Here is a 15,889-nt window from a genome sequence, read left to right as displayed (position 1 = left end):
AGCGTCGAACCATGTTCCTCCTCGACGACGGCACCGTCGTCCACAGCGCGACCGACCTCGCCGCTGCTGCTGCCTGCGAGCTCGCGCTCCTGCGCACCTTCGACGTGCGGCTCGGACTGATCCCGCCGCTGGACCTGCCCTCCGACGCGATGCTCGAGCGGACCGCGCACCTGGGGGACCGGCACGAGGAGCGCGTGCTGGCCGAGCACCTCGACCGCTACGGGCCGTGGGACCCGACCACCGGTCGAGGGGTGGCCGTCATCGAACGGCCCGAGCGCGCCGTGGGGACCACCCGCGCCGGCCTCGAGGCCAAGCACGCCGAGACCTTGCAGGTGCTGCGCACCGGGGCCGACGTCGTCTTCCAGGCCGGGTTCTTCGACGGGCGCTTCGGGGGCTGGGCCGACTTCCTCGTCCGCGAGGACGACGCCGAGGGCTCGGGCGCGCCCGGGGCCGCCGGCAGCACGGCCAGCCCGGTGTACGCCGTGCACGACACCAAACTCGCGCGGCACGCCAAGGTCACGGCCCTGCTCCAGCTCGCGGCCTACGCCGACCAGCTCATCATGGCCGGGCTGCGACCCGCCCCGCAGGTGCACCTCGTGCTCGGGGACCGCACCACCACGAGCCACCGCCTGGCCGACCTGCTGCCCGTGCTCCGCGACCGCCAGGCCCGGCTGCAGCGCATGCTTGACGAGCACCAGGCCGCTGGCACCCCGGTCGCCTGGGGGGACCCTCGCTACCGGGCCTGCGGACGCTGCGAGGTCTGCGCCCCCGAGGTCGAGGCCCGCCGGGACGTGCTGCTCGTCGCGGGGATGCGCACCACCCAGCGGGCGCGCCTGCTGGCCGCCGGCCTCACGACCGTCGAGGACCTCGCCACGAGCACCGGCCCCGTCGAGGGCATCGGCGGCCACGCCCTGGGCGCCCTGCGCGCCCAGGCCAGGCTCCAGGCCGAGCAGGACGCCACCCTCCCGGCGCGGGACGCGGGACCGGCGGGCTCGAGCCCGGCCGCCGTCGTGCACGAGCTCTTCGCCCCCGAGGTGATCGGCGCCCTGCCCGCCCCGGACCCCGGGGACGTGATCCTCGACTTCGAGGGCGACCCGCTGTGGACCGAGTCCGGCGGCACGGACTGGGGCCTGGAGTACCTCATCGGCCTGGTCGAGGCCCCGTCCACGCCCGGCGCCGCCCCGGTGTTCCGTGCCTTCTGGGCCCACGACCGGGCCCAGGAGCGGCAGGCCCTCCTCGACGTCCTCGCGTACCTGGCCCGTCGTCGTGCCGAGCACCCCGGGATGCACGTCTACCACTACGCCCCGTACGAGAAGACGGCCCTGCTGGGCCTCGCCGGGCGGCACGGCGTGGGCGAGGAGGCGGTCGACGACCTGCTGCGCGACGGCGTGCTGGTCGACCTCTACGCGACGGTGCGGGCGAGCCTGCGCACCGGCCAGCGCTCGTACTCGATCAAGAAGCTCGAGCCCCTCTACATGCCGGCCCGTACCGGGGCCGTGACCACCGCGGGGGACTCGATCGTCGAGTACGCCGAGGCCTGCGCCCTGCGCGACGAGGGCCGCACCGCCGCCTGGGAGCAGCGGCTGCAGCAGATCGCGGACTACAACACCGACGACTGCGTCTCGACCCTGCTGCTGCGGGACTGGCTCCTCGAGGAGGCCGCCCGCCACGGCGTCCACCCGGCGCCCCGCCCGACCACCCTGGACGAGGAGCTGGCCGACGGCGGTCCGGCTCCCGAGGAGGACCCCCTCGTCCCCGCCCTGCTCGAGGCCGCCGCGGGGCTCGAGCCCCGGGACCGGAAGGCCGTCGCCATGGTCGCGGCGGCCCTCGGCTACCACTGGCGTGAGCGCAAGCCCTTCTGGTGGGGGCACTTCGACCGGCTGACGAGCCCGCCGGAGGAGTGGACCGACCCGCGAGGCACCCTCCTCGTCGAGCAGGCGAGCGTGGTCGAGGACTGGCACCGGCGCACCTCCCGCCAGCTCCCGCGACGACACCTGCGCCTGGTGGGCCGGCTCGAGCCCGGCAGCGAGCTGCGCCCCGGGGCAGCGGCCTTCGCGCTCTACGAGGCACCTCTGCCCGCCGGGGCCAAGACCTCGAGCACCGGGACCCGCGGCTGGACCGAACGCATCACCGTGCTCGACGTCCGCACCGAGGCCGGCCCCGACGGACCGCGGGACGTGCTGCTCGTCGAGGACGCCCTGCGGCGCGAGGAGGAGCCGCACGACCACCTGCCCATGGCCCTGTGCCCGGGCCGCCCCCCGGCTACCGCCTCGATCGAGGCGGCCCTGCGCGCCCTCGGCGAACGGACCCTGGCCCACCTCACCGCAGCAGACGGACCCACGCTGCCCGGGCACCCCGCCCTCGACCTCCTCCGACGGGTCCCGCCCCGCACCGCGAGCCCGCTGCCCCGGCCGGAGGACTCCGGGTACGTCGACGCGATCCTCGCCGCCCTGCGCGACCTCGACCGCTCCTACCTCGCGGTCCAGGGACCGCCCGGCACGGGCAAGACCTTCGCCGGGGCGCGGGTCATCGCCCGGCTCGTGGCCGAGGGCTGGCGGATCGGCGTGGTCGCCCAGTCCCACGCCGTCGTCGAGAACCTGCTGCGGGGGGTCGCGGACGCAGGGGTCCCCGAGCACTGCATCGGCAAACGACCCGCAGGCGCCGACCCCGCGCCTGCGCCGTGGACCTGGCTCACCACGCCTGGGCAGTTCGCCGCCTTCCACGAGCAGGACGGCGGCTCGGTGCTGGGCGGCACCGCCTGGGACCTGACCAACCCCGGGCGCCTGCCCACCGCCCCCCTCGACCTGCTCGTGGTCGACGAGGCCGGGCAGTTCTCCCTCGCCGGCACCCTCGCCGTGGCCGAGAGCGCCCGCACCCTGCTGCTGCTCGGCGACCCCCAGCAGCTCCCCCAGGTCAGCCAAGGACGCCACCCCGAACCCGTGGACCGGTCGGCCCTCGGCTGGCTCACCGACGGGCACGACACCCTGCCCCCCGAGCTCGGCTACTTCCTGGACCGCACCTGGCGCATGCACCCTGCGCTGTGCGCCGCGGTCTCGCGCCTGGCCTACGAGGGCCGCCTCGGCAGCGAGCCCCGGACGGCGCAGCGGTCCCTCGAGGGCATCGAGCCCGGCGTCCGCACCGAGCTGGTCCCGCACCAGGGCAACGCGATCGCCTCCCCCGAGGAGGCCCAGGCCGTGGTGCGCCTGACCCGCGACCTGGTCGGCCGGCGCTGGCAGGACCCTGTCGCCGACGTGGACCGCCCGCTCGAGCCCTCCGACGTCATCGTCGTCGCGGCCTACAACGCCCAGGTGTGGACCGTGCGCCAGGCCCTCGACGCCGCGGGGCTGGGCGAGGTGCGGGTCGGCACGGTCGACCGGTTCCAGGGTCAGCAGGCACCCGTGGTCCTGCTCACGACGGCGGCCTCCTCCGCCGAGGACGTCCCCCGGGGCATGGAGTTCCTCCTGGACCGGAACCGCATCAACGTGGCGATCTCCCGGGGCCAGTGGTGCGCCGTCGTCGTGCGCTCCCCCGCCCTGACCGACCACCTCCCCGGGCGCCCCGACCTGCTCGAGGAGCTCGGGGCCTTCCTCGCCCTGGGGCACGGCCCGCCCCGTTCCGGTTGCCGCACCGCCCAGGTCGACGTTGGATCTGTTCATGAGCCGTGAGCCCCAGGACGACCCACCCTCTGAGCCCACCCTGGACGGGCCCGACGCCGCCCACCAGGTCCCCGACGGGGTCGACGAGGAGACGGTCGAGGCCGTCGGCCAGCTGACCGCGGCCCTCGAGGTCGTCGAGCAGGCACGCGGGATGCTCTACGGGTTCCACCGCATGACCGGCCGGGGGGACAACGACCTCGCCGCTGCCCTGGACGCCCTGGCCGAGGCCGGGCACGGGGAGCTCGCGGAGCGGATGCGCGCCGACCTCATGGGCCGCAACGTCCTGGCCAAGCGCTGGACCTTCCAGGTGGTCGAGGACTACGACGACCACTACTGGGAGCCCTTCCGCACCTGGGAGCGGACCGTGCGCGAGGAGCTCATGGCAGGCAGACGCCACGTCTACGAGGCTCAGCTCAAGGAACGCAACCGCACCCACGGGCGCCCGCACCATGAGGCCCGGCCAAAGGAGGACGAGTGACCCGCCGTGGTGAGGTCCTGCACGACAGACAGATCCCTGCTACAACTGCACGGGCCGAACACGGTCCCCGTCCGGAGCAGGTCCCGGGCCATGGCCCGGACCGCCACCCCGACGTCGGACTAGGAGTTGCCGCATGGAAGAGATCCCCTCCTCCCTCCCACCCGAAGACTTCCACCAGGTCGACGAGTGGATCCTCGACAAGCCGGGTGAGCTGACGACCCTGCGCGCCTCGCTCCACCAGGCCCTCACGGGCAAGACCCTCGAGCAGGGCACCGGCCTGGCGCGGATCCCGGAGAAGCTCGTGCTCGTGGCCAGCGAGCTCGCCACGAACGCACTGAAGCACGGCATCCCGCCGACGATCGTGCGGCTCCTGTCAGACGGCACGGACTGGCTGCTCGACGTCGCCGACCACGACGTGGACGGGCGACCCTACATCGCTGGGCAGCGCGCGCCCGGGCAGGGCGGGTTCGGCCTCTTCCTCGCCGACCAGCTCTCCCTGAGCGTCGGCTGGTACCAGACCGAAGACACCAAGAACGTATGGGCACGCTTCGGGACCGAGTCCACCCAGGCCGTCCCCTCGGCCGATCAGGAGCCCAACCCGATCGGGACCGTGCTCGACCCGCGGTCCGACCCCACCCCCTGACGGGTCACCGCGCGGGCTGTCCTCAGCCGGCCGCGAAGGCCGCCAGGCCGTAGGCCACCGAGCGGTCGAAGAGCAGCTCCCTCTCGGCCGCCGACAGGGACGCGTCGGAGAACAGCAGGTCGGAGATCGTGCAGATCGCCAGCGCCTGACCACCCTCGGCGTCAGCCGTCGCGTACAGGCCAGCAGCCTCCATCTCCACGGCGAGGGTGCCGTGCGCGACCAGGGCCTCCATCGTCTGCGGACGGTCGGCGTAGAACGCGTCCGAGGTGAAGACCGGGCCCACGTAGGCCTTGGAGGTCTTGCCCCGCCGACGACGACGGCTCGGGGTCGGCTCGGTGCCCGCCGCGCCGGATGACCCCTTGGTCACGGTGGCGATCGTCGTCCCCGAGGCGCCGCTGCCCGCCGCCTGGGCCCGGGAGCCGGAGTCCTTGGCCCGCGCACGGCCGCTCGCGTCGCGCTTGCCCGCCCCCGCGGCGGTCGCGGCTGCGGCGAGCAGGGAGAAGCTCGGCGCGTGGCTGTAGTGCACCCCCGGCACCCGGTTCGCACTGAGCCCGCTGTCGGTGTGGGCGGCGCTCGCGATGACCACGTCACCGACCTGCAGGTGCGGGGCCATGCCCCCGGCGGTGCCGATGCGCACGATGCGTTGGGCCCCGAACTCACGGAACAGCTCGGTCGCGTAGATCGAGATGGACGGCACCCCCATCCCCGAGGCCAGCACCGAGACGGGTCTGCCGTCGAAGGTCCCCGTGTACCCGAGGATCCCGCGGACCTCGGTCACCAGGCGCGCGTCCTCCAGGACGGTCTCGGCGATGCGGGTCGCGCGCCGGGGGTCACCCGGCATGAGGATGTCCGGGGCGAAGTCTCCGGGCGCGGCGTCGATGTGCGGCGTAGCCATGGGTGGGACCTTAACCCCGACCCGTGACGCCCGCTCTCGCCCCGCGGCCCAGCGTGCGCAGACGGTCCGCGACGGCGAACCATTCGGCCGAGTGCTCGGGGGCGAACGTGTCGACGCCGGCGTGCCGGTGCGCGCGCAGCACGAGGAAGAGCCAGCCGCGCAGCAGGTGCACCCCGGCCCAGGTCGGGACCTGCCCCGTGGCCTGGAACTCCTCGCGGGCCGGGGCCAGCACGGCCGCGAGGTGGGCGGGGTGGGAGGCCAGCAGCTCGTAGCCGTTGTAGCGGCTCGCCCAGTCGACCCACTGCTCCCGGCTCGCCCCTGGCCGCGGGACGTCGGTCCACGCCGCGACCTGGGCGTCCGTCACGGCTGCGGCGCCCCGCCCGGGGGTGGGGCTGAGGGCCCAGGCGTCCCGGCATCGGCGCCGGCGCCGGCGTCGGCGTCGGCGTCGGCGTCGGCGTCGGCGTCGGCGTCGGCGTCCTGCCGGGTGTCGCGACGCAGCCGCCAGATGCTCAGGGCGAGCCCGCCCCACACCACCAGCAGGGACACCACCATCACCAGCACGGCCGTCGTCGTCATCGCTGCTCCCCCTGCTCGGGTGTCCGGTCCCTCGTGACGGGGCTCGGCGGGCCGGCGCTCGTCGCGCGTCGCAGGGCTCTGGGTGACAGCTCCGCGGGGGTGAAGTCGTCCGGGGAGCGTCGCCACCGCAGCGCGGTCATGACGACGGCGACGAGCAGCGCGAGCCCCACCACCCCCCAGCCGAAGGCGTTGAGGAACCACCACGGGTACCCCTCGTAGGGCTCACCCAGCAGGGATCTGATGCCCTGGACCAGCATGAAGGCCAGGACGGCGGGGGCCACCACCCCGACGAGCACCGACCACCAGGCCCCCAGGCGCAGCCCCGGCCGGTCGTTGAGGTGGGCGCGCTGCTCGCCCAACCGACGCAGCACGAGCCCCAGGACGAGGGTCATCACCACGGCCGAGCCGACCACGCCGACCTCGTTGATGTACTTGTCCATGGTGTCGAGCAGGAAGAGCGCCGTGGTGGTCGAGAACAGCGCGATCGACAGGACGGCCGCGACCCCGCCGATCCGCAGCGCGGCCTGACGCGGGGTGATGCCGAGCTTCTCCTGCACAGCGGCTGAGACCACCTGCAAGATCGACAGCAGCGAGGTGAGCCCGGCGAGGGTGAGCGAGCCGAAGAACAGCACGCCGAAGACCGGGCCCCCGGGCATCATCGAGATGATCTGCGGGAAGGCCACGAAGGCCAGGGTCACCCCGGCGATGTTCTCGACCTCGGAGACGTCGACCCCCGTCTGGAAGGCCATGAAACCCAGGGCCGCGAACACCCCGATCCCGGCGAGCAGCTCGAAGGAGGAGTTCGCGAACCCGACGACGAACCCGGTCGAGGTCAGGTTCGCGCGCCGCTTGAGGTACGAGGAGTACGTGATCATGATGCCGAAGGCGATGGACAGCGAGAAGAAGATCTGGCTGTAGGCCGCGATCCACACCCCGGGGTCGCTCAGCGCCGACCAGTCCGGGGTGAAGAAGGCGTTGAGGCCGTCCATCGCGCCGTCGAGGGTCACCGCCCGGATCACCAGGCCCAGGAACATGACGAGCAGCAGCGGGATGAACACCTTGTTGGCGCGCTCGACCCCTTTCTGCACACCCAGGGCGAGGATGGCGATGGTCACGACCCACACGAGCACCAGCGGGACGAGCACCTGGGGCACGACGTCGAGGCTGATGCCGGGCTTGGTGGCCTGGAGGTACTCGGTCTCGAGGAACGCACCCGGGTCATCACCCCAGGCCCGCGTGAAGGAGAACACCAGGTAGCTGGCCGACCAGGCGATGATCACCGTGTAGTACAGGATGATCACGCAGGAGACGCCCACCTGGAACCAGCCCAGGGGCTCGGCGCGGCGGTGCAGGCGTCGGAACGCCGTGGGGGCCGAGCCCCGGAACCGGTGCCCGATCGAGTAGTCGAGCAGCAGGATCGGGATGCCCGCGGTGAGCAGGGCGACGAGGTAGGGGATGAGGAAGGCCCCGCCGCCGTTCTCGTACGCGACCCCAGGGAAGCGCCAGATGTTGCCCAGGCCGACGGCTGAGCCGATCGCGGCGAGCACGAAGCCGAGCTGGCCGGACCACTGCTCGCGCGGGGCGTGGCCCTCGACCGAGCCGCCCTTCCCGGGGTGCACCCCGGCGGGCGTCGGGCTGTCAGACGGGGTGGCGGACATGCGGGGCCTCGATCCTCGGCCGGTGAACGTGCCGAAGGAACATAGCGCCACGACCACCCGGTGGCGAGGCGGGTCTCGCCTGCCGACCCGCGGGCCTGATCAGGCTGTTCCGATCACTCGGTGGTGGGGGCTCGGTGGTGGGCCTCGGCGCGGCTCAGCCGGCGGTCGCCCGCTCGAGCACGACGTCGCTCCCGGTCGCCGTGACCGCGAACCCGTCCCGGTCGACCACCACCTCGGTGAGCTCGATGCCCTCGGGCAGGCCGTCGAGGGGGATGGCGATCGCGTCGAGCTGGTCGCTGATCCCCGCGGGCAGGTCCTCCGCGGCGATGGTCGCCCCGGCGAGGGTGAAGGTCTCGATGTCGATCCCGATCGACCGCCCCTCGGCGCGGGGGACGAGCTCGGCGTCGAGGGGCAGGCCGAAGACCTCGGCCGTGGCGGTGAGGGCCCCGTCGACGATCGCGACCTCGAGCGGCAGGTCGACCGCCTCGAGCAGGCCGGCGAGGGGCACGTGGGCCGTCATGCGGGCGTCCTCGGCGGTGATCGGGCTCTCGGTGGTGACGCCCTCGAGGTCGACGACGACGTCCTGCAGCGACACCCCGTCGACGGTCACCTCCTGGGCGGTGGCGTTGACCGTGCTGATCCGCCCGGCGAGGTACTGGGTGATGAACGGGAAGCCGCCGATGGTGACCTCGGGGCTCTCGTCGAGGCCGTCGAGGCCGGTGCGGAGCTCCTCGGCGACGCGGTCCTCGGCCTCACCCCGGGCGAAGCCGTCGGCGACGTACGCGCCGCCCACGAGCACTCCCACGACGACGACGGTCCCGATGACGGCGCGCGCTCCCATGCGCGCACTGTACGGAGGTTGGCTGACAACGGCCTGTCGGTCGACTGTCGGGGCGGCCGTCCCGGTCGTAGGCTGGAGACCTCGAGGACGAGGTCCGGCCATGGTCATCCAGTCGCTGATGTGGGTCGCCCTGCCGCTGGTGGTCTACGGGGTCCTGGCTGCGTGGTTGCCGGGCCCTGGGCCACCGGCGCGGTGGCGGGTGCGCTGGCGCCGTCGGGCCGCCGAGCGCGAGAAGCGCAAGGCTCCGCCTCCTGCTCCCCCGCCGGACCCTTTTGCGGTGCTGAGGCTGCAGCTGCGTCTGGGGGCCTTGGCAGCACAGCTGCGGGCCTTGGACGCCGATCCGCACCCGTGGGCACGGGGGCGTCGCCAGCTCGCGGTGCAGGCCGCGTACGACGCGCTGCTGGCTGAGGCGTGCCGGTTGGCGGATGTCGAGATCGCCGAGTCGGCGGAGGGGGGCTCGTCGCTGCGCGAGGCGGGGTTGCCGGTGGACGAGGCGGAGCGTTTCCGTGAGGAGCTCGCGCTCACCGAGCGCGGCTGGTCGTGGTGAGCCCTCGTCCGTGAGTGCTTGTCGATGAGCGCTCTTCCGTGAGAGCCGCGCCGGTCGAGGGGCTCAGGCGCGGACGGTGAGGGTGCTGGAGCCGCTGGGCAGGCGCCGCACCTCGATGCGCTCGGCGATGGACTGCTTGAGCTGCTCGACGTGAGAGACGACGCCGACGATGCGCCCGCCGTCGCGGAGCCGTCCGAGCTCGGCGAGCACGACGTCGAGGGTCTCGGGGTCGAGGGAGCCGAATCCCTCGTCGACGAAGAGGGTGCCGAGGTCGATGCCGCCGGCCTCGGCGGTGACGACGTCGGCCAGGCCGAGGGCCAGGCACAGTGAGACGTAGAAGGTCTCGCCGCCGGAGAGGGTGCGGGGGTCTCGCTCGGTCTCGGTGCGGTGGTCGATGACCTTCATGGCGAGGCCGGTGCGCAGGGTGCGGACGGCCTCGCGCTCCTCGCTGCGGACCAGCTCGAACCGCCCGCTCGACATCGCGACGAGGCGCGCGTTGGCGGCGGCGACGACGTCCTCGAAGCGGCGGACGAGCACGAAGGTGCCGAGGGTCAGCCGCTTGGTGTTGTCCCCGCCGTTCGCGGAGGCGAGGTTGGCCATCCGGACCACGGGCTCGGCCTCGAGGGCGACCTCGCGGTAGGCCTCGACGGCGCGGACCAGCTCGGCGAGGGCCCGCGCGGTCGAGGTGGCACGGTCCTCGAGGCGCGCGGCCTCGGCGGCGGCCTGGGTGGCGGCCGTGTCGGCGACCTGGTGGGCCTCGAGCAGGGTGTCGAGGTTGATCTCGAGCTGCTCGGGGAGGTCCTGCACCTCGGGCTCGGCGAGCCCGGTGGTGACCCGCTCGAGGGCTGAGCGGTACCGGCTGACCCCGGCGTCGAGGGCGGTGAGCTCGGCGGCGGGCAGGTGGGCCGCGCGGGCGGCGTCCGCGTCGGTGAAGCCGTGGTCGGCGAGTCCCATGGAGAGCTCGTCGGCCCGGTCGGCCTCCTGGGTGAGCCGGTCCTCGACCTCGGCGAGGGCGTCGATCCAGGCCGTGAGGCTGCGGACGCGATCGTCGAGGGCGGCGACCCGCTCGTGCACGGTGGGGGCGCCCTCGCGGGCGGCGTGCACCTCGGCCTCGTCGGCGGCGATCTGGGTGCTGAGGCTGGCGGCCTCGGCGACGTGGGTCGCGATCTGGGTGCCGAGCTCGTGGACGTGCGCCTCGAGCCGTCGGGTCTCGCCGTCGTGCTCCTGGACCTTCCGTTCGAGGACGACGGTCCGGTCGGTGGCGGCCTGCGCGGTCGCGACCTCGGCGCGGACGGCGTCGAGGGCCGCTTGCGCCTGCTGGACGTCGAGGCCCTCGGCCGCGGCCGAGCGGGCACCGAGCTGCTCGCGCGCCTGGGACCGTGCGGTCGAGGCCGCCTCGAGGTGCTGCTGGGCGGCGAGGCGACGAGCCTCCGCGGCCTCGACGGCCTCGGGGGTGACGTGCTCGGGGTCGAGGGGCGCGGGGGCGGGGTGCTCGGTGCTGCCGCACACCGCGCAGGGTGCGCCGGGCTCGAGGCCGCGGGCGAGCTCTCCGGCGATCCCCGCGATGCGCGCCTGCTGGGTCCGCGCGGCCTTCTCGACGGCTGCGGTGGCCGACGCTGCTGCCTCGGCCACGGCCTGCTCGGCGGTGGCCAGGGTCGCAGCGAGGTCGACGACCTCGCGGGCTGCTCGGAGTCGGCCCTGCGCGAGCTCGATCCGCTGGGTGGCCCCGCCGAGCTGCGCGGCGACGGACCGGGCCTCGGCGAGCTCCTCTTCGAGGGCCTTCCGGAGGGCGGGGCGCGCGGCGACCTGCTGGGCGAGCCGGTCTCGCTCGGCCTCTTGGGCGACCCGGGCGGCGTGGGCGGCGGTGACCTCGGCCCGGCGGGCGGGGAGCCCGTGCTCGATCGTGACGAGCCGGTCGAGGGACCCGCGCAGGGTGGTGCACCGGTCGCGCTCGACGCCGAGGGTCTTGCGTCGCACGCTCGGGTCGGTGACGTCGACGACGAGGGCCTGGAGCTCGGCCTCGGCGCCCAGGGCTGTGGCGCGCTCGGCCTCCTGGGCTGTGGTCAGCGCGCGCCGGGCCTGCTCGAGGCCGGTGATCAGGGGGTGCACGGCCTGGGCTCGGCGTCCGCCGGAGCACCGGTCGGCCTCCTGCTGGTGCTCCTCCGCGCGTGTCTCGAGGCTCGCGAGCTCGGTGCGCAGGACGGTGCGGCGGCGTAGAAGGTCGAGCTGGCGGCGCCCGTCGTCGAGGGCCTGCTGCGTGCCGGCGCACGCGGTCTTCGCCTGGTCCGCGACGGTCCGGGCCCGCCGTGCCCGCTCCTCGAGGGCGTCGGCGTGGGCGCGTCCGAGGGTGAGGAGCCCGCCCTCGCCGTCGGGGTCCTCGAGGGAGCCGCCCGCGGCCTGCAGGGCGGTGGCCTCCTCCTCGACGAGCCCGGCGGCACCGAGGAGGTGGGCGGTGCTGCGCGCGACGGCCTCGCGGCGGTCCTCGACCGCGCGTCCCACCTCGGCCCGCATGCGCACGAGGCGCTGCTCGACCTGCTCGTAGACCGCGGTGCCGAAAACGCGTTGGAGCAGTCCGCGGCGGTCCTCCGGCTTGGCCCGCAGGAACCCGGCGAACTCGCCCTGGGGCAGCACGACTGTCTGGACGAACTGGTGCCTGTCGAGCCCGACGATGCGCTGCAGCTCGAGCCCGGCCTCGTCGAGGCGCGCCGAGAGGAGCTCGCCGTCCTCGGGGGCGTCGGGGCTGCTCAGCCGCCAGAGGCGCACCGAGGCCTGCTGGAGGGTGGTTCCCGAGCCCCGCTGCTTGGGCCGCTGGTAGGCGGGGGTGCGGCGGACCCGGTAGATCCCTGAGCCGCACTCGAACACGAGGTCGACGACCGTCTCGTCGGCGGGGCTCGCATGGGCCGAGCGCAGCCGCTCGTCGCTCGCGTCCTTCGAGGCGACCTTGCCGTAGAGCGCGAAGACGAGGGCGTCGATGAGGGTCGACTTCCCGGCCCCGGTGGGCCCTTCGAGGAGGAAGATCCCCGAGGCGCCGAGCTCGGCGAAGTCGATGGTGTGGGTGCCGGCGAAGGGACCGAGGGCCTGCAAGGTCATGGTGTGCAGGTACATCAGGCGCTCCGCTCCGCGGCGAGGACGTCCTCGTAGGCGCGGCGCAGCACCGCGAGCTCGGCCTCGGTCGGTGCGGTGCCGGTCACGTGCTCGACGAAGTCGGCCGTCACCTCGAGGGGGTCCCGCGCGGCGGTGACGACCGTGGCGCGGTCGCTCACGGCTCCGCCGGCCGGTCGGTGCTCGACCGCGAGCGCGTGCGGGAAGCGGTCCCGCACACGGGCGTAGAGCTCGCTCGGCCGGGACGCGTCGGTCACCACGACGCGTACCCAGTCCTGGACGTGAGCCTCGCCGGTGGCACCGAGGAGCTCCTCGAGGGTCCCGGTGACCTCGGCCAGACGGCGCGGGACCGGAGCGGGGATGAGCTCGGGCTCGCCCACCACGCCGTCGGCGCCGAGCTCGACGAGCACCGAGGCCTTGCGTTGGTTCCGCTCGGAGAAGGAGTAGGCGAGGGGTGAGCCTGAGTACTGCAGCACGGGCCCGCGGTCACCCTCGGCCTGCTGGGGGGAGCGAAGCCGCTGCGGTCCGTGCAGGTGCCCCAGCGCAACGTAGTCCACCCCGGCGAACACGCCCGCGGGCACCGAGTCCACCCCGCCGACGCGGATGTCCCGCTCGGACTCCGAGGCCTCACCCCCCACGACGAAGGCGTGGGCCATGACCACCGAACGTACCGGCCCTGCCGTGCCGGAGCCCGTGCTCCGTGCCGCGCGGTCCGCGCGCACCCGGCGCATCGCGGCCGCCATGACGGCTTCGTGCGAGCGAGGCAGGGGACGCACGGAGCCGTCCTCGTCGTCCTCCTCGGCCAGCTCGCGGCGGACGACGTCGGGGTCGAGGTAGGGCAGGGCGTAGACGAGGGTCGGGGCACCGTCCTCCCCGTGCAGCTCGACCGGGCGCCCGACGTCGGCCACACGGGCCCGCACGTGCACGCCGTCGCGCAAGAGGGAGGAGGCGAAGCCGAGGCGGATCGCGGAGTCATGGTTGCCCGGAGTCACCACGACCTGGGCGTGGGCAGACAGACGGTCCAGCGCATTGGCGAGGAGCTGGACAGCCTCGACCGGGGGCACCGCACGGTCGTACACGTCCCCCGACACCACGACGGCCTCGACCGATTCGCTGCGCACGAGCTCGACGAGGTGGTCGAGGTACTCGGCTTGGTGCCCGAGCAGATCCACGCCGTGCAGCGTGCGACCGAGGTGCCAGTCGCTCGTGTGCAGGATCCGCATGGGGCCGACGGTAGCTCGGACCACCGACACGACCCTGCACCCGTCCCCGTGCGTCGAACCTCCCGGGCGGTCCCCGCGATCCTGGACGCCCCGGATCTGTGCGGGTGACCTCGAGAAGGCGCGGCCGGTCCGGAGCGGGTGCTCGACCCCCGCGCCATCGCCCTGGAGGAACCGCCCTGGTGGTGGAACCCGCTGCCCGACGTCACCGACGAGGGCCGCGCCACACGGCTGGCCGAGGACGGTGGCCGCGGGTTCCGGACAGGCGCTCCTACGTCGGGCCTTGGGCTCGGTCGTACCATGCTCTCTGGTGCCCACGTCGCGGCCAGATCCAGAATCGCTGCTCGCGGCGCGGTGGGAGCCTACGAACTCGGCGTCCTCGCATACTCGGAGTGCAGGTGATGATCCCGATCGACTGGTTCGACTGGGCTCTGACGCTGGTACTTCTCGCCCTGGCTTTCGAGTTCATCGCCGGAGGTATGGTCCGCGGAATCTCGCCGATACCGAGCGACACCACATTCCGGAAGCTGTCTCGGGTCACATGGTGGGTCAGCCCACTGTTGCTCGTGGCTGCCGGCGCTGGCGCAGGTTGGGCGCTACGCACGAACCCTCCGATCGTCACCTTGCTTCTCGTCGTCACCATCATCGAGGCGACACTCTCCTGGCACTGGCGCCCTGCGCGAGCTGAAGACCTCTGGGTGCCCCAGTGGCTGGCGACGATGCGGGCCGCGGTACCCGTACCCATCCGAGACGCGGCAGCGTGGCGGCGTCAGGCGGTCGGGATTCTCGTGGGCATCGCCATCCTCGCCGCTGCCGTGACACACGTCGGCGCCTAGGTTCCGACGGGACCTACCGCCGACCCGTGTCTCATGGCACTCTGCCGTCAGACTTCGTGGCTCATCTCACTGAACTGCCCCGGCTTCCGTAGAGGCTGTGGTGTGTGCCGGTGGCGCCATCTACCCGACCTGTACTCCCACTACGGGTCCCGGGGGATCGTGCTCCTCCTCCCGAGGTGCTGTTCGCCTCGTTCTCAGAGCCATCTGGGTGAAGATCAGCATCGTCACCCCTACAGACCTGGCGTGGGCTCTACGGTCCAAGCGGTCGCACTAGCGACCAGCGGGGGAGCACGACGACGAGCGCGCCTGGTGGCGCGAAGGGCCACGCGGTACTTGACCAGCGCTACGCGCGCTGTAGGAGCCACACAGCACCTGATATCCCGCTCTGGCTGACGCAGGGGGATACGTGTTCGCGATCAACGGTCGAGCCTGGACCGCCCACCTGCTCTCCGCGCTGACCGTCCTGGCGGTGACCCTGGACACGACCAGCATCCCCGCCGACGCGTGGATATGGGGCCTCACCGCACCTTTCACAGCAGTCCAACCTCTTTGCACCCTGCAGGGCAAGTAGATGACACGCCCCTATCACCCCGTCCGTCCGGAGAGTTTCGTCTGGTCTTGTGCGCGCCTCGTCGTCAAACCCTTCTTCCGGCGCAATAGTCAGGTCCGGTCCGGAGAGAAGACCGCGCGAGAGGCGGCCGACGCCGCCCTCACGCGCTCCTTAGGGAACGAACCTGATATGCACCAGCGTGCGGAGCTGCTGGGGATATTGGCAAGTGTGGCTGTTGCTTTCGGTACGGCCATCACGATCATCATCGCGCTCGTCGGAGCTGCGGCGCTCGAAGTCACGGGAGGCGACGCAGTTGTTTCGATCATGCGACTACTTTTTGCCCTAATGACGGCGCCAGTCCTTGCCGTCGGCTGCGTGTGGTCGGTGCGCTGGATCTTGGCCCGCCGCGATCTCCGGCAGCAGCGGCTTGCGCCCTCCCGTGGGTCGCAACCCGGAGCAACCGACTTCGTTCTCGCCGCACCACCCTGCGCTCTCTTCGCCCTCTTCTTCCTGAACGTAGGGCTCTAGTTTCTAGTGAGAACAGATTGTCCACCGGAACTGGTAGCGTCCGGGTCTGCTGCACCGCACCCGGCTGCTGGAGCAGGAGAGTGAGATTCTGCGCCGAGCGGCGGCCTACTGCGCCCAGGCGCATCTGCCGGGAAAGCGATCGGTCCGCTCGTGATGAGCTCGCCGGTGACGGGATCCCCGTCGCGGTGACGTGCCGGGTCCTCAAGCTCGCCAGACAGCCCTACTACCGGTGGCTCGCCGCACCGGTGACCGCCCGCAAGCTCGAGGAGGCATACCTGGCCAACGTGCCGTTCGACGCCCACCTCGACGACCCGGAGCTAGACCTGCAGCAGTCCCCACCTGTCCCGCCACGCCAACGA

At 73.1% G+C, this 15,889-nt stretch carries 14 protein-coding genes and 1 pseudogene; 8 read left to right on the top strand and 7 right to left on the bottom strand.

The genetic code is table 11. The features are described from left to right. The first annotated feature begins 11 nt into the window (after nucleotides 1–11). The 3 genes from J4G33_RS06135 (at nucleotide 12) to J4G33_RS06125 (ending at nucleotide 4,777) form a co-directional block, all read left to right on the top strand. On the top strand, nucleotides 12–3,665 hold the full coding sequence (locus J4G33_RS06135) for a TM0106 family RecB-like putative nuclease (RefSeq protein ID WP_208055037.1): 3,654 nt from the start codon (nucleotides 12–14) through the stop codon (nucleotides 3,663–3,665). Continuing rightward, on the top strand, nucleotides 3,655–4,134 hold the full coding sequence (locus J4G33_RS06130) for a hypothetical protein (protein ID WP_208055036.1): 480 nt from the start codon (nucleotides 3,655–3,657) through the stop codon (nucleotides 4,132–4,134). The genes J4G33_RS06135 and J4G33_RS06130 overlap by 11 nt, the downstream gene beginning before the upstream one ends. A gap of 133 nt (nucleotides 4,135–4,267) precedes the next feature. After that, on the top strand, nucleotides 4,268–4,777 hold the full coding sequence (locus J4G33_RS06125) for an ATP-binding protein (RefSeq protein WP_208055035.1): 510 nt from the start codon (nucleotides 4,268–4,270) through the stop codon (nucleotides 4,775–4,777). Nucleotides 4,778–4,799: 22 nt separating this feature from the next. On the opposite strand, the gene J4G33_RS06120 is transcribed toward J4G33_RS06125, so the two are convergent. The 5 genes from J4G33_RS06120 to J4G33_RS06100 all read right to left on the bottom strand — a co-directional run bounded on the left by J4G33_RS06120 (nucleotide 4,800) and on the right by J4G33_RS06100 (nucleotide 8,747). Then, on the bottom strand, nucleotides 4,800–5,672 hold the full coding sequence (locus tag J4G33_RS06120; RefSeq protein ID WP_208055034.1) for a purine-nucleoside phosphorylase: 873 nt from the start codon (nucleotides 5,670–5,672) through the stop codon (nucleotides 4,800–4,802). A gap of 10 nt (nucleotides 5,673–5,682) precedes the next feature. Beyond that, on the bottom strand, nucleotides 5,683–6,036 hold the full coding sequence (locus tag J4G33_RS06115; protein WP_208055033.1) for a hypothetical protein: 354 nt from the start codon (nucleotides 6,034–6,036) through the stop codon (nucleotides 5,683–5,685). Beyond that, nucleotides 6,033–6,248: a methionine/alanine import family NSS transporter small subunit gene (locus tag J4G33_RS06110; protein ID WP_208055032.1), complete on the bottom strand. Its 216-nt coding sequence runs from the start codon at nucleotides 6,246–6,248 to the stop codon at nucleotides 6,033–6,035. Before J4G33_RS06110 ends, J4G33_RS06115 begins: the two co-directional genes overlap by 4 nt. After that, nucleotides 6,245–7,906 (bottom strand): sodium-dependent transporter, encoded by a 1,662-nt coding sequence (locus J4G33_RS06105; RefSeq protein ID WP_208055031.1) that lies wholly within the window; start codon nucleotides 7,904–7,906, stop codon nucleotides 6,245–6,247. The genes J4G33_RS06110 and J4G33_RS06105 overlap by 4 nt, the downstream gene beginning before the upstream one ends. 154 nt (nucleotides 7,907–8,060) lie before the next feature. Further along, nucleotides 8,061–8,747, bottom strand: a complete 687-nt coding sequence (locus J4G33_RS06100; protein WP_208055030.1) for an LmeA family phospholipid-binding protein — start codon at nucleotides 8,745–8,747, stop codon at nucleotides 8,061–8,063. Between the two features lie 100 nt (nucleotides 8,748–8,847). On the opposite strand from J4G33_RS06100, the gene J4G33_RS06095 reads away from it, so the two are divergent. Then, nucleotides 8,848–9,294 (top strand): hypothetical protein, encoded by a 447-nt coding sequence (locus J4G33_RS06095; RefSeq protein WP_243758641.1) that lies wholly within the window; start codon nucleotides 8,848–8,850, stop codon nucleotides 9,292–9,294. 63 nt (nucleotides 9,295–9,357) lie between these two features. Here the strand turns inward: J4G33_RS06095 and J4G33_RS06090 are convergent, their stop codons facing one another. After that, nucleotides 9,358–12,399: an AAA family ATPase gene (locus J4G33_RS06090; RefSeq protein ID WP_208055029.1), complete on the bottom strand. Its 3,042-nt coding sequence runs from the start codon at nucleotides 12,397–12,399 to the stop codon at nucleotides 9,358–9,360. Next, nucleotides 12,399–13,619, bottom strand: coding sequence for an exonuclease SbcCD subunit D (locus tag J4G33_RS06085; protein ID WP_208055028.1), 1,221 nt, complete (start codon nucleotides 13,617–13,619; stop codon nucleotides 12,399–12,401). Before J4G33_RS06085 ends, J4G33_RS06090 begins: the two co-directional genes overlap by 1 nt. 398 nt (nucleotides 13,620–14,017) lie before the next feature. Between J4G33_RS06085 and J4G33_RS06080 the strand changes: the two genes are divergently transcribed. The 4 genes and pseudogenes from J4G33_RS06080 to J4G33_RS17920 all read left to right on the top strand — a co-directional run. Further along, complete coding sequence (locus tag J4G33_RS06080) at nucleotides 14,018–14,452, top strand: hypothetical protein (protein ID WP_208055027.1); 435 nt, start codon at nucleotides 14,018–14,020, stop codon at nucleotides 14,450–14,452. A gap of 406 nt (nucleotides 14,453–14,858) precedes the next feature. Beyond that, on the top strand, nucleotides 14,859–15,023 hold the full coding sequence (locus J4G33_RS06075; protein WP_208055026.1) for a hypothetical protein: 165 nt from the start codon (nucleotides 14,859–14,861) through the stop codon (nucleotides 15,021–15,023). Further along, a complete protein-coding gene (locus tag J4G33_RS06070; protein ID WP_208055025.1) occupies nucleotides 15,024–15,530 on the top strand; it encodes a hypothetical protein in 507 nt (168 codons plus the stop codon). It abuts the gene before it with no gap. 46 nt (nucleotides 15,531–15,576) lie between these two features. Further along, nucleotides 15,577–15,844 (top strand): annotated as a pseudogene (locus tag J4G33_RS17920) (IS3 family transposase); the annotation flags it as partial. Between the last annotated feature and the right edge of the window lie 45 nt (nucleotides 15,845–15,889).

The organism is Actinotalea soli (assembly GCF_017565425.1).
GTDB lineage: Bacteria > Actinomycetota > Actinomycetes > Actinomycetales > Cellulomonadaceae > Actinotalea > Actinotalea soli.
This window is presented reverse-complemented; position numbering and strand designations above follow the sequence as displayed.

Bases quoted from the DNA above. Each gene is read 5' to 3' on its own strand.
- J4G33_RS06135 (WP_208055037.1), top strand. From the start codon at position 12: ATGTTCCTCCTCGACGACGGCACCGTCGTCCACAGCGCGACCGACCTC.
- J4G33_RS06130 (WP_208055036.1), top strand. From the start codon at position 3,655: ATGAGCCGTGAGCCCCAGGACGACCCACCCTCTGAGCCCACCCTGGAC.
- J4G33_RS06125 (WP_208055035.1), top strand. From the start codon at position 4,268: ATGGAAGAGATCCCCTCCTCCCTCCCACCCGAAGACTTCCACCAGGTC.
- J4G33_RS06120 (WP_208055034.1), bottom strand. From the start codon at position 5,672: ATGGCTACGCCGCACATCGACGCCGCGCCCGGAGACTTCGCCCCGGAC.
- J4G33_RS06110 (WP_208055032.1), bottom strand. From the start codon at position 6,248: ATGACGACGACGGCCGTGCTGGTGATGGTGGTGTCCCTGCTGGTGGTG.
- J4G33_RS06105 (WP_208055031.1), bottom strand. From the start codon at position 7,906: ATGTCCGCCACCCCGTCTGACAGCCCGACGCCCGCCGGGGTGCACCCC.
- J4G33_RS06100 (WP_208055030.1), bottom strand. From the start codon at position 8,747: ATGGGAGCGCGCGCCGTCATCGGGACCGTCGTCGTCGTGGGAGTGCTC.
- J4G33_RS06095 (WP_243758641.1), top strand. From the start codon at position 8,848: ATGGTCATCCAGTCGCTGATGTGGGTCGCCCTGCCGCTGGTGGTCTAC.
- J4G33_RS06090 (WP_208055029.1), bottom strand. From the start codon at position 12,399: ATGTACCTGCACACCATGACCTTGCAGGCCCTCGGTCCCTTCGCCGGC.
- J4G33_RS06085 (WP_208055028.1), bottom strand. From the start codon at position 13,619: ATGCGGATCCTGCACACGAGCGACTGGCACCTCGGTCGCACGCTGCAC.
- J4G33_RS06080 (WP_208055027.1), top strand. From the start codon at position 14,018: ATGATCCCGATCGACTGGTTCGACTGGGCTCTGACGCTGGTACTTCTC.
- J4G33_RS06070 (WP_208055025.1), top strand. From the start codon at position 15,024: ATGACACGCCCCTATCACCCCGTCCGTCCGGAGAGTTTCGTCTGGTCT.